This is a genomic window from Streptomyces sp. NBC_00285 (genome assembly GCF_036174265.1).
Lineage (GTDB): Bacteria > Actinomycetota > Actinomycetes > Streptomycetales > Streptomycetaceae > Streptomyces.
The window spans coordinates 4462048-4474620 of record NZ_CP108055.1 but is presented as its reverse complement, the minus strand read 5'-3'; the positions used below and the strand labels follow the sequence as shown (position 1 = coordinate 4474620).

The 12573-nt window shown below is 64.6% G+C and carries 6 protein-coding genes and 3 rRNA genes; 4 read left to right on the top strand and 5 right to left on the bottom strand.

Going from position 1 to position 12573, the window contains the following annotated elements; translation table 11 throughout:
• Positions 1-115: 115 nt before the first annotated feature.
• The 4 genes from OHT57_RS20570 to rrf all read left to right on the top strand — a co-directional run bounded on the left by OHT57_RS20570 (position 116) and on the right by rrf (position 6874).
• Entirely contained in the window at positions 116-1123 is a 1008-nt protein-coding gene (locus OHT57_RS20570) for a stage II sporulation protein M (protein WP_328747924.1), read from the top strand.
• Positions 1124-1686: 563 nt separating this feature from the next.
• Positions 1687-3214: ribosomal RNA gene (locus OHT57_RS20565) — 16S ribosomal RNA — on the top strand.
• A gap of 315 nt (positions 3215-3529) precedes the next feature.
• Positions 3530-6653 (top strand): 23S ribosomal RNA (locus OHT57_RS20560).
• A 104-nt stretch (positions 6654-6757) separates the two neighbouring features.
• Positions 6758-6874: ribosomal RNA gene (gene rrf / locus OHT57_RS20555) — 5S ribosomal RNA — on the top strand.
• Together the 16S, 23S and 5S rRNA genes form the textbook arrangement of a ribosomal RNA operon.
• Before the next feature lie 98 nt (positions 6875-6972).
• Here rrf and OHT57_RS20550 read toward each other — a convergent pair.
• Genes OHT57_RS20550 through OHT57_RS20530 form a run of 5 tightly spaced genes read right to left on the bottom strand, consistent with a single transcriptional unit; the run spans position 6973 to position 12538 of the window.
• Positions 6973-8283, bottom strand: coding sequence for a DUF58 domain-containing protein (locus OHT57_RS20550; RefSeq protein ID WP_328747923.1), 1311 nt, complete (start codon positions 8281-8283; stop codon positions 6973-6975).
• A complete protein-coding gene (locus OHT57_RS20545; RefSeq protein ID WP_328747922.1) occupies positions 8283-9272 on the bottom strand; it encodes an AAA family ATPase in 990 nt (329 codons plus the stop codon). Before OHT57_RS20545 ends, OHT57_RS20550 begins: the two co-directional genes overlap by 1 nt.
• Positions 9272-10474, bottom strand: coding sequence for a DUF4350 domain-containing protein (locus tag OHT57_RS20540; protein WP_328747921.1), 1203 nt, complete (start codon positions 10472-10474; stop codon positions 9272-9274). Before OHT57_RS20540 ends, OHT57_RS20545 begins: the two co-directional genes overlap by 1 nt.
• Complete coding sequence (locus OHT57_RS20535; protein ID WP_328747920.1) at positions 10471-11190, bottom strand: DUF4129 domain-containing protein; 720 nt, start codon at positions 11188-11190, stop codon at positions 10471-10473. Before OHT57_RS20535 ends, OHT57_RS20540 begins: the two co-directional genes overlap by 4 nt.
• Positions 11191-11218: 28 nt before the next feature.
• The gene (locus OHT57_RS20530; RefSeq protein ID WP_328747919.1) at positions 11219-12538 is read right to left on the bottom strand and encodes a hypothetical protein; all 1320 of its coding nucleotides are present in this window, start codon (positions 12536-12538) and stop codon (positions 11219-11221) included.
• Positions 12539-12573: the final 35 nt, after the last annotated feature.

Genomic DNA, 12573 nt, shown 5'->3' with positions numbered 1-12573 from the left:
CCTGCCCTGCCCAGTCGATGGCCAGTCTGCCAAGCTGAGAGCGCATCGTGCCGCAGTACGACAAGCTGACACCCGCGACGGACCGCCGACGATCAGCCGAGGAGCAGGCAAACCGATGGACCTCGACGTCTTCGTCTCCGCCCACCGAGCCGAATGGGACCGCCTGGACGCCCTGCTCCGGCGCCAGCGCCGACTCAACGGCACCGAGGTCGACGAACTTGTAGCCCTCTACCAGCGCACCGCCACTCACCTCTCCCTGATCCAGTCCAGCGCCCCCGACCCACAGCTCACGGGCCGACTCAGCCAACTAGTGGCACGCGCGCGGAGCGCCGTCACAGGAACCCGCCGCGCCTCCTGGCGCGACGTCACCCGCTTCCTCGCATACGGCTTCCCAGCCGCCGTCTACCGGTCACGGCACTGGTGGGTCCCCACCGCACTGCTGTCCACCTTCGTCGCAGCTCTCCTGGGCTGGTGGATTGGCACCCACCCCGAGGTGCAGTCCTCCATCGCGGCCCCCAGCGAACTGCGCGAGCTCACCCGCCCGGGCGGCCAGTACGAGACGTACTACTCAAGCCATCCCGCGGCCTCCTTCGCCGCCCAGGTGTGGACGAACAACGCCCAGGCCGCTGCCATGTGCCTGGTCCTGGGAGTCTTCCTGGGCCTACCGGTCCTGTGGATCCTGTTCCAGAACATGCTCAACCTCGGCGTCGGCCTGGGCCTGATGTCCTCGGCCGGCCGCCTGGAGACCTTCCTTGGCCTCGTCCTCCCACACGGCCTGCTCGAACTCACCGCGGTCTTCGTAGCCGCCGGCACAGGGCTGCGTCTCGGCTGGACTCTGATCGACCCGGGCCCCCGCTCCCGACGTGCCGCACTGGCCGAGGAGGGCCGAGCTGCCGTGGGTATGGCGATCGGCCTGGCCCTGGTCCTGTTCGTCTCCGGCGCCATAGAGGGCTTCGTGACCCCCTCGGGCCTGCCCACCTGGGCCCGCATAGCCATCGGGGTCATCGCCGAGCTGGCCTTCCTCGTCTACGTCTTTGTTCTCGGCGGACGAGCGGCGCGTACCGGTGACACGGGCGATGTCGAAGAAGCGGAACGCAGCGCCGGCGTCCCCATCGCCGCCTGATGTGCGGGTGACCGTACAGAGCTGCTACTGTCTCCTTCGCCCCGCAAGAGCCGTTGACACGGACGATGCGGGGAGGTAGATTCGAACAGTTGCCTGGAGCCGGGTTCATCCCGCTCGGCAGCAGTGAGTGTCTGTCTGCTTCTGGAAATCTTGCATTTCGAAGAAGCCCCTTCCCGATGATATTCGGAAACAGATGGCCGGTCAGTCCGGCCTGAAACTTCTGATAATGTTGGGATCGCCGGAAAGGGAAACGCGAAAGCGGGAACCTGGAAAGCACCGAGGAAATCGGATCGGGAAACGGTCTGGTAGAGTCGGAAACGCAAGACCGAAGGGAAAAGCCCGGAGGAAAGCCCGAGAGGGTGAGTACAAAGGAAGCGTCCGTTCCTTGAGAACTCAACAGCGTGCCAAAAATCAACGCCAGATATGTTGATACCCCGTCTCCGGCCTTCATGGTCGTAGATGAGGTTCCTTTGAAGAATACACAGCGAGGACGCTGTGAGTGACCGCCTTATTCCGGTGGTTGCTCCGCTCTCGTGATGTGTGCACCCGATTACGGGTAAACATTCACGGAGAGTTTGATCCTGGCTCAGGACGAACGCTGGCGGCGTGCTTAACACATGCAAGTCGAACGATGAACCACTTCGGTGGGGATTAGTGGCGAACGGGTGAGTAACACGTGGGCAATCTGCCCTTCACTCTGGGACAAGCCCTGGAAACGGGGTCTAATACCGGATATCACTGCTACGGGCATCTGTGGTGGTTGAAAGCTCCGGCGGTGAAGGATGAGCCCGCGGCCTATCAGCTTGTTGGTGAGGTAATGGCTCACCAAGGCGACGACGGGTAGCCGGCCTGAGAGGGCGACCGGCCACACTGGGACTGAGACACGGCCCAGACTCCTACGGGAGGCAGCAGTGGGGAATATTGCACAATGGGCGAAAGCCTGATGCAGCGACGCCGCGTGAGGGATGACGGCCTTCGGGTTGTAAACCTCTTTCAGCAGGGAAGAAGCGAAAGTGACGGTACCTGCAGAAGAAGCGCCGGCTAACTACGTGCCAGCAGCCGCGGTAATACGTAGGGCGCAAGCGTTGTCCGGAATTATTGGGCGTAAAGAGCTCGTAGGCGGCTTGTCACGTCGGGTGTGAAAGCCCGGGGCTTAACCCCGGGTCTGCATTCGATACGGGCAGGCTAGAGTGTGGTAGGGGAGATCGGAATTCCTGGTGTAGCGGTGAAATGCGCAGATATCAGGAGGAACACCGGTGGCGAAGGCGGATCTCTGGGCCATTACTGACGCTGAGGAGCGAAAGCGTGGGGAGCGAACAGGATTAGATACCCTGGTAGTCCACGCCGTAAACGGTGGGAACTAGGTGTTGGCGACATTCCACGTCGTCGGTGCCGCAGCTAACGCATTAAGTTCCCCGCCTGGGGAGTACGGCCGCAAGGCTAAAACTCAAAGGAATTGACGGGGGCCCGCACAAGCAGCGGAGCATGTGGCTTAATTCGACGCAACGCGAAGAACCTTACCAAGGCTTGACATACGCCGGAAAGCATCAGAGATGGTGCCCCCCTTGTGGTCGGTGTACAGGTGGTGCATGGCTGTCGTCAGCTCGTGTCGTGAGATGTTGGGTTAAGTCCCGCAACGAGCGCAACCCTTGTCCTGTGTTGCCAGCGTGCCCTTCGGGGTGACGGGGACTCACAGGAGACCGCCGGGGTCAACTCGGAGGAAGGTGGGGACGACGTCAAGTCATCATGCCCCTTATGTCTTGGGCTGCACACGTGCTACAATGGCAGGTACAATGAGCTGCGATACCGTGAGGTGGAGCGAATCTCAAAAAGCCTGTCTCAGTTCGGATTGGGGTCTGCAACTCGACCCCATGAAGTCGGAGTTGCTAGTAATCGCAGATCAGCATTGCTGCGGTGAATACGTTCCCGGGCCTTGTACACACCGCCCGTCACGTCACGAAAGTCGGTAACACCCGAAGCCGGTGGCCCAACCCCCTTGTGGGGAGGGAGCTGTCGAAGGTGGGACTGGCGATTGGGACGAAGTCGTAACAAGGTAGCCGTACCGGAAGGTGCGGCTGGATCACCTCCTTTCTAAGGAGCATCTAGGCTGCCGGGCTTGCCCGGTGGTCCAGGGCCATTACGTCGGCACACGTTCGACGGTGGTTGCTCACGGGTGGAACGTTGATTATTCGGCATCGTCAGTCATCTCGGGCTGCAAGTACTGCTCTTCGGAGCGTGGAAAGCTGATCATGAGTGGCGGGGATGCCGGGCACGCTGTTGGGTGTCTGAGGGCACGGCCGTAAGGTCTGTCTTCGGGTGCCGGCCCCAGTGAACTCGGAGTGTAGCTCCGGGGTGATGGGTGGCTGGTCGTTGTTTGAGAACTGCACAGTGGACGCGAGCATCTGTGGCCAAGTTTTTAAGGGCGCACGGTGGATGCCTTGGCACCAGGAACCGATGAAGGACGTGGGAGGCCACGATAGTCCCCGGGGAGCCGTCAACCAGGCTTTGATCCGGGGGTTTCCGAATGGGGAAACCCGGCAGTCGTCATGGGCTGTCACCCATACCTGAACACATAGGGTATGTGGAGGGAACGCGGGGAAGTGAAACATCTCAGTACCCGCAGGAAGAGAAAACAACCGTGATTCCGGGAGTAGTGGCGAGCGAAACCGGATGAGGCCAAACCGTATACGTGTGAGACCCGGCAGGGGTTGCGTGTGCGGGGTTGTGGGATCTCTCTTTCACAGTCTGCCGGCTGTGAGGCGAGTCAGAAACCGTTGATGTAGACGAAGGACATGCGAAAGGTCCGGCGTAGAGGGTAAGACCCCCGTAGTCGAAACGTCAACGGCTCGTTTGAGAGACACCCAAGTAGCACGGGGCCCGAGAAATCCCGTGTGAATCTGGCGGGACCACCCGCTAAGCCTAAATATTCCCTGGTGACCGATAGCGGATAGTACCGTGAGGGAATGGTGAAAAGTACCGCGGGAGCGGAGTGAAATAGTACCTGAAACCGTGTGCCTACAAGCCGTGGGAGCGTCGCTCACAGAGTTTACTCTGTGGGTCGTGACTGCGTGCCTTTTGAAGAATGAGCCTGCGAGTTTGCGGTGTGTTGCGAGGTTAACCCGTGTGGGGAAGCCGTAGCGAAAGCGAGTCCGAATAGGGCGTTTCAGTAGCACGCTCAAGACCCGAAGCGGAGTGATCTAGCCATGGGCAGGTTGAAGCGGAGGTAAGACTTCGTGGAGGACCGAACCCACCAGGGTTGAAAACCTGGGGGATGACCTGTGGTTAGGGGTGAAAGGCCAATCAAACTCCGTGATAGCTGGTTCTCCCCGAAATGCATTTAGGTGCAGCGTCGTGTGTTTCTTGCCGGAGGTAGAGCACTGGATAGGCGATGGGCCCTACCGGGTTACTGACCTTAGCCAAACTCCGAATGCCGGTAAGTGAGAGCGCGGCAGTGAGACTGTGGGGGATAAGCTCCATGGTCGAGAGGGAAACAGCCCAGAGCATCGACTAAGGCCCCTAAGCGTACGCTAAGTGGGAAAGGATGTGGAGTCGCACAGACAACCAGGAGGTTGGCTTAGAAGCAGCCACCCTTGAAAGAGTGCGTAATAGCTCACTGGTCTAGTGATTCCGCGCCGACAATGTAGCGGGGCTCAAGCGTACCGCCGAAGTCGTGTCATTCATACAATAGGGCCAACGCCTGTATGGATGGGTAGGGGAGCGTCGTGTGCCGGGTGAAGCTGCAGCGGAAGCTAGTGGTGGACGGTTCACGAGTGAGAATGCAGGCATGAGTAGCGATACACACGTGGGAAACGTGTGCGCCGATTGACTAAGGGTTCCTGGGTCAAGCTGATCTGCCCAGGGTAAGTCGGGACCTAAGGCGAGGCCGACAGGCGTAGTCGATGGATAACCGGTTGATATTCCGGTACCCGCTGTGAAGCGTCAAACATTGAATCAGGCGATGCTAAGTCCGTGAAGCCGTTCCGGACCCTTCGGGGAATGGAAAGTGGTGGAGCCGGCGAACCAGACTTGTAGTAGGTGAGTGATGGGGTGACGCAGGAAGGTAGTCCATCCCGGGCGGTGGTTGTCCCGGGGTAAGGGTGTAGGACGAATGGTAGGCAAATCCGCCGTTCATATAGTCTGAGACCTGATGCCGAGCCGATTGTGGTGAAGTGGATGATCCTATGCTGTCGAGAAAAGCCTCTAGCGAGTTTCATGGCGGCCCGTACCCTAAACCGACTCAGGTGGTCAGGTAGAGAATACCGAGGCGTTCGGGTGAACTATGGTTAAGGAACTCGGCAAAATGCCCCCGTAACTTCGGGAGAAGGGGGGCCATCACTGGTGATCCGATTTACTCGGTGAGCTGGGGGTGGCCGCAGAGACCAGCGAGAAGCGACTGTTTACTAAAAACACAGGTCCGTGCGAAGCCGTAAGGCGATGTATACGGACTGACGCCTGCCCGGTGCTGGAACGTTAAGGGGACCGGTTAGTCACATTTCGGTGTGGCGAAGCTGAGAACTTAAGCGCCAGTAAACGGCGGTGGTAACTATAACCATCCTAAGGTAGCGAAATTCCTTGTCGGGTAAGTTCCGACCTGCACGAATGGCGTAACGACTTCTCGACTGTCTCAACCATAGGCCCGGTGAAATTGCACTACGAGTAAAGATGCTCGTTTCGCGCAGCAGGACGGAAAGACCCCGGGACCTTTACTACAGTTTGATATTGGTGTTCGGTTCGGCTTGTGTAGGATAGCTGGGAGACTGTGAAGCGGGCACGCCAGTGTCTGTGGAGTCGTCGTTGAAATACCAGTCTGGTCGTGCTGGATGTCTAACCTGGGTCCGTGATCCGGATCAGGGACAGTGTCTGATGGGTAGTTTAACTGGGGCGGTTGCCTCCTAAAGAGTAACGGAGGCGCCCAAAGGTTCCCTCAGCCTGGTTGGCAATCAGGTGTTGAGTGTAAGTGCACAAGGGAGCTTGACTGTGAGACCGACGGGTCGAGCAGGGACGAAAGTCGGGACTAGTGATCCGGCGGTGGCTTGTGGAAGCGCCGTCGCTCAACGGATAAAAGGTACCCCGGGGATAACAGGCTGATCTTCCCCAAGAGTCCATATCGACGGGATGGTTTGGCACCTCGATGTCGGCTCGTCGCATCCTGGGGCTGGAGTCGGTCCCAAGGGTTGGGCTGTTCGCCCATTAAAGCGGTACGCGAGCTGGGTTTAGAACGTCGTGAGACAGTTCGGTCCCTATCCGCTGCGCGCGCAGGAATATTGAGAAGGGCTGTCCCTAGTACGAGAGGACCGGGACGGACGAACCTCTGGTGTGCCAGTTGTCCTGCCAAGGGCATGGCTGGTTGGCTACGTTCGGGAGGGATAACCGCTGAAAGCATCTAAGCGGGAAGCCTGCTTCGAGATGAGTATTCCCACCCCCTTTGAGGGGTTAAGGCTCCCAGTAGACGACTGGGTTGATAGGCCGGATCTGGAAGGCGGGTAACCGCTGGAGGTGACCGGTACTAATAGGCCGAGGGCTTGTCCTCAGTTGCTCGCGTCCACTGTGTTGGTTCTGAAACCACGAACAGCCCCACATCCCTGTGGTTTACGAGGGGGTGTGGTGTGGCATGGTTCGACAGTTTCATAGTGTTTCGGTGGTCATAGCGTGAGGGAAACGCCCGGTTACATTCCGAACCCGGAAGCTAAGCCTTACAGCGCCGATGGTACTGCAGGGGGGACCCTGTGGGAGAGTAGGACACCGCCGAACTCCTTTTGAATGGAAAGGCCCACACCTTATGGTGTGGGCCTTTCTGTATTTCCGATCCGGTTTTTCTCAAAGGGGCGCCCAGCGCCCCCTTGATTTGTTTACAGGCGTCCTGCTGCCTTCAGCGCTAGATACGCGTCGGCCAGCACAGGAGCCAGATTGTCCGGTGTCGCGTCGACGACGGTAACGCCGTGCCGGCGGAGTTGCTCCGCTGTGCGCTGGCGTTCTGTCTGGGCCTGGGCCGCCGCTGCGGCTTCGTAGACCGACTCTGTGTTTCCACGGGCCGTCGCCATGCGAGCGATGTTCGGGTCAGCCACTGAAGCCAGAAGCACTGTGTGGCGCTGGGTGAGCTGAGGAAGGACGGGCAGCAGGCCCTCCTCGACCGGCGCGGCGTCGAGGCTGGTGAGCAGCACGATCAGGGAACGGCGCGGTGCCGCACGGAGAGCTGTTGCTGTCAGACCCCGAGCGTTCGTCTCGACGAGCTCCGGCTCGAGCGAGGCCATCGCGTTGACCAGAGAGGGGAGGAGATCGTTTGCTGTTCGGCCTTGGACCAGTGCACGTACCCCACGGTCGTACGCGAGCAGGTCCACGCGGTCGCCGGCTCGTGATGCGAGGGCTGCCAGGAGGAGGGCCGCGTCCATGGAGGCGTCCAGGCGGGGGGCGTCGCCGACGCGTCCTGCTGATGTGCGGCCGGTGTCGAGGACCAGGAGGATGTGGCGGTCACGTTCGGGGCGCCAGGTGCGTACGGCGACGGAGGTCTGGCGGGCTGTGGCTCGCCAGTCGATGGAACGGGTGTCGTCTCCGGGGACGTACTCGCGCAGGCTGTCGAATTCGGTGCCTTCGCCTCGGGTGAGGACGCTGGTGCGGCCGTCGAGTTCGCGTAGGCGGGCGAGCTTCGAGGGGAGGTGCTTTCGGCTGGTGAAGGGGGGAAGGACGCGGACCGTCCAGGGGATCCGGTGGGTGCCCTGCCGGGAGAAGAGCCGGAGGGGGCCGTAGGAGCGGATCGTCACTCGGTCGGCCTGGCGGTCGCCGCGGCGGGTGGGGCGTAGGCGAGTGGTGAGGCGTCGGCGTTCGCCGGCGGGGACGGTCAGGTGGTGGCGGGAGGCTTCCATCTCTGTGCCCTGCTGCCAGCTGCTGGGAGGCCAGGCGTCGCGGACGTGGGCGCGGAGCGGGCGACCGGACGGGTTGGTGACCGTGAGGGTGACGTCTGCCGTCTCGCCGAGGCGGGCGGAGGTGTCACCGGAGCGGGTCAGGCCGAGCCGTCGTACCGGCGCTGCCAGTGCGAAGTCGCAGGCGCAGGCCACCGCCAAGGGGGCGTTGACCGCGAGGATGCCCGTCCAGCTGGGTTCCCAGATGCCGAGGGGGAGGGCCCCCAGGGCTGCGAGGAGTGCGGCGCGGCCGGTGAGGGGCATCAGCGGGGGACCGGGACGTGGGCGAGGATCGCATTGATGACGGAGTCGGCCGTCACGCCCTCCATCTCGGCCTCGGGGCGGAGTTGTACGCGGTGGCGGAGGGTGGGGAGGGCCAGGGCCTTCACGTCGTCGGGGATGACGTAGTCGCGGCCGGTCAGCCATGCCCACGCGCGCGACGTGGCCAGGAGGGCCGTGGCGCCGCGTGGGGAGACGCCGAGGGTGAGGGACGGGGACTCTCGGGTGGCGCGGCAGACGTCGACGACGTAGGCGGTGATCTCGGGGGAGATCGTTGTCTTGGCGACTGCGGTGCGGGCGGCTTCGAGGTCGGCCGGTCCTGCTACGGGCCGTAGGCCGGCGGCACGCAGGTCGCGGGGGTTGAAGCCCTCGGCGTGGCGGGTGAGGACGTCGATCTCGTCCTGGCGGGAGGGCAGCGGGATCGTCAGCTTGAGGAGGAAACGGTCCAGCTGGGCTTCGGGGAGGGGGTAGGTGCCCTCGTACTCGACCGGGTTCTGGGTCGCTGCGACCAGGAACGGGTCGGGGAGGAGGCGCGGGGTGCCGTCGACCGTGACCTGGCGTTCCTCCATGGCCTCCAGGAGGGACGACTGGGTCTTGGGCGGGGTGCGGTTGATCTCGTCGGCCAGGAGAAGGTTGGTGAAGACCGGGCCCGGTTGGAAGGAGAACTCGGCGGAGCGGGTGTCGTAGACCAGGGAGCCCGTCACATCGCTCGGCATGAGGTCGGGGGTGAACTGGACGCGCTTGGTGTCGAGTTCGAGAGCGGATGCGAGGGCGCGGACGAGCAACGTTTTGGCGACCCCAGGGACTCCTTCTAGTAGTACGTGTCCACGGCAGAGGAGGGCGACGACGAGACCGGTCACGGCGGGGTCCTGGCCGACCACGGCTTTGGCGATCTCGGCGCGCAGGGCTTCCAGGGAGTCCCGGGCGGTTCCCGGATCCCCGGTGGTCCCGGCGTTGTCAGTGGTCGGATCCATCATGAACGGCGTACCTCTCTTTCGAGGGCGTCGAGTTGGTCGGCGAGGGAGATGAGGGCCGCGTCGTCACCGGGCGGCGGGCCGAAGAGGAGGGACTGCAGGGACTGTCCGTGGGTGTCGCTGTCCAGGTGGGCGGCCAGTGCCGCAAGCAGGGCTTCGGGCGCGTGCGCCTGGGTGACGGGGACGCCTACTAGGGGGGCGAGGCGAGTGCGGGTGGTGGAGCGAAGAGCGGTGGCCGCACGGTCACGGGCGTTGGTCTTGCGGTAGAGGCGGGCGCGGCCTTCGACGGTTTCGGAGGCGCGGATCGCCACGGGGAGCTTTTCCGGTACGAGCGGGCCGAGTCGGCGTGCCCTCCAGAATGCGGCGAGTGCTGCCGCGAAGAAGAGCTGGAGTGTGCCCCAGAGCCAGCCCGACGGGAGCAGGTCGAGAAAGCTCTTCTCGTCGTTCGGGTCGGCGGCGGAGGAGTCGGAGAGCGAGGGGAGGTACCAGACCAGATGGGGGCGGGAGCCGAGGAGTTGGAGGGCGAGCGAGGCGTTTCCCTGCTCGTCGAGGGTGTCGTTGTAGAGGATGTCGGGCGCGCCGAGTACGACGGTGTCGCCGTCCCCGGAGGTTGCCGGGACGCGCACCAGGGTGGGCAGGCGCTCGCTGGGGTAGCACTCGTCGTTGCCGGGGTGCGTGACGGTGTAGCGGATGCCGCCGGTGTCGGCGCTGCCCGCGCGTCGGGCGGCCGGCAGGGAACAGTCGGGGGAGAGCGTCGAGTCGACGCTGGTGGCGGGGTCTGCGACGACGCCGGGCGCCAGCCGTTCGACGGACCAGCTGCCGGGGGCGACGAGGACGGTGCGGCCGTCGGAGTCGGCGGTCGCGGAGCGCAGTTGACTCTGCTGGCGGTGTGTCAGGAGGTCGGGTCCGGCGACCAGGAGTGTGGTGTCCGGGCCTGCGGCCGCGCGTGCCTCGTCCAGGGTGGTGACCACGCGGGTGTCGACGCGCCGGTCGGCGAGGAGTTCCGCGACGGCGCGGCTGCCGTAGGGGTCGGCGGAGCGTGGGTCGAGGCTGCCGTGCCGTTCGTTGGACCGGATCGCCGCGATCACCACGGCCGCGACGAGGAGGAGCACAAGGGCGATCACGACGCCTCGCGCGCGGGCCCATATCTGGCCGGGGGTGCGGGAGACCGAGGTGGACCGGAACGTGGCCTCGGTGGTCATTCGGCGGCTCCCTGGCGGGCGTTGTGGTCCGCACTGTGGGTGCTGCTCAGGGTGGTCGCGAGTACCGGTTTGGCGCGCTCCAGGTCACGGTCGAGTTCGGTGATGCCGACGTACGCCTCTTCGGTAGCGGTCCGGCCGCCGTACGTGACGTCGTCGAAGTCCCGGGCTGTGGAGCGCAGTCGGTCGGTGTGTGAGGGCAGGGCGCGGCCCGCTTCTGCGGCGGCCTCGTCCGCGGTGCGACCGGGGCGGACGTCCAGGAGGGCGCGTTCCTCCAGGGAGCGGACGATGGCGCGCATGCGTTCCTGGACGGCCTGGTTCCAGTGGCCCTGGGCGGCGTGTGCCTCGGCGGCCGAGCGGTGGTCGGCGGCGCTGCGAGGACGGTCGTCGAACAGGGCGGCTGAGGACGCCGGACCCCGGCGCGGGGCGCCCAGGCGCCACCACAGCGCGCCGACGACCAGGAGGAGCACCGCGACGACGACGAGCAGGCCGAGTGGTCCTCCTGGTGTTCCGGACGAGGCGGAACTGAACAGCCTGTCCACCCAGTCCCAGATGGCGTTCAGGGTGCGCTGGAGCCAGTTGGGGTCGTTCTCGTGGTACATGCGCTTGGCCAGCTCGCGACGGGCCGCCTCGTGCGCGGGGTCGCGCGGGACGGTCAGTGGCGGTTCGTCGGCTGACCGTGCCGGTGACAGCACGGATGTTCCGCTTGCGCGCAGCATGATGAGCACTCCCCCCGGCAGCACCGCATCAGCTCCCGGGAGTGGGGCCGGTGGCGTTGTCCTGGACAGCGGCAGCGCGGACCAGTTCGAGGTCGAGGGCCTCGCGGCGGATGCGCTGGTCGATGTAGAGGAGCACGGTCACGCCCGCCGTGATCGGGAAGGTGATCATGGAGCCGATCACCGAGCCGATGCCGCTGATGATGAGGAACGTCCAGCCCGGGTCGCCGGTCCCGTTGACGAATCCGGAGAGACCTTCACCGCTCAAGGCGGCGGCGAGGAAGGTGAAGGGGACGACGACGATCGCCGCGACGATGTTCGCGATGATCCCGGCCAGCAGCTGAATGCCGAAAACCCGCCACCAGGAGCCGCGGACCAGCTTGGTGGAGCGGCTCATCGACTTCACGATGCTCTGCTTCTCCAGCATCAGCGCGGGCGAGGCCAGCGAGAAGCGGATCATCAGCCACAGTGCGACGACGCCGGCGCCGAGGATGCCGAGGACGGCGAGCGCGATGCCACCGTCGTTGGAACCCGTGGCGGCCACGAGGATGCCGGGCAGCGCCCCGACGGCGAGCACACCGAAGGTGATGAGCAGCAGCAGGAAGATCAGGCCGAACAGCTTGGGTACCTGCGGGCGGGCGTCGCGCCAGGCCTCGCCGGTGGTGACCGGCCTGCCGAGCACGGCCCGGCTGGTGACAGTGGTGAGCAGCGCCGTCGCGGCGACCGTGCCGATCAGGGAGATCAGGAAGACGACGGTGGTGCCGAGCATGGTCTCGCCCATGGCGTGGGTCAGCTCGTCGACGGTGGCGCTGGGGTCGTTGAGGGCCTCGCTCCCGGCGCTGTCGTTCAGGACGAAGCCCTGGAGCAGGATGACGAGGACCTGGGTCACGACCGCCACGGTCAGCGAGATGCCCAGGACCGTGCGCCAGTAGGTGCGCATGGTGGATACCGCGCCGTCGAGGATCTCGCCCACACCGAGCGGGCGCAGGGGGATCACGCCGGGCTTGGCCGCGGGCGGAGGGCCGCCCCAGCCGCCGTGTCCGCCGCCCCAGCCCGGAGGGCTGTAGCCTCCGGGCGGGCCGGTGGGAGGCTGGGATCCCCAGCCCTGGCCGGGCGGCGGGGGCGAAGCGGCGTGGCCGGGGGCGGCGGGGCCTGTGGGAGCGGACCATTGGCCGGGTGGCGGCTGCTCCTGGGACCACTTCGAGCCGGCGTCCTGCGGGGCGTCCTCAGGCTGCTGCGCGGGGTTCGTGGCGCCGGGTCCTTCGGTGGGCTCGGCGGAACCGGGCGTGCCGGGCTCGTGCCCGTCGGACGGGGCGGATCCGGGCGAGGCCCAGCCCGGAGTGTCTTTCATCGTCGCTCCTTCACGGTGCCCGTCCGCGGGCGCGG